Origin of the sequence: Priestia sp. SIMBA_032 (assembly GCF_046535215.1) — a bacterium.
Taxonomy (GTDB): domain Bacteria; phylum Bacillota; class Bacilli; order Bacillales; family Bacillaceae_H; genus Priestia; species Priestia aryabhattai.
This window is the reverse complement of the sequence record NZ_JAWRXD010001530.1, coordinates 1-237: the sequence shown is the minus strand read 5'-3', so window position 1 is coordinate 237 and position 237 is coordinate 1. Positions and strand designations below refer to the sequence as shown.

At 33.8% G+C, this 237-nt stretch carries 1 protein-coding gene; it reads right to left on the bottom strand.

The features are described 5' to 3' along the window. Window positions 1-237, bottom strand: a 237-nt coding sequence (locus SB717_RS39410; RefSeq protein ID WP_410908761.1) for an arginine deiminase family protein, incomplete at both ends; no start/stop codon positions are given.

Genomic DNA, 237 nt, shown 5'->3' with positions numbered 1-237 from the left:
CGGCATTTTGGAATTTCTATCGCTAACACTTTCTTAATTTTATTTTGTTGGCTAAAGAGATTTTTAGCTAAACGTTCAATTGCTTTAGCTGAAGTACGAGCAGATACTCCAATCGCAATTGTTTCTTCATTTAAAATTAGCTCGTCGCCACCTTCAATTGGAAATTTATAATCACGATCTAACCAGATTGGTACATTATGTTTTGCAAATCTTGGATGATACTTGATGATATACTCC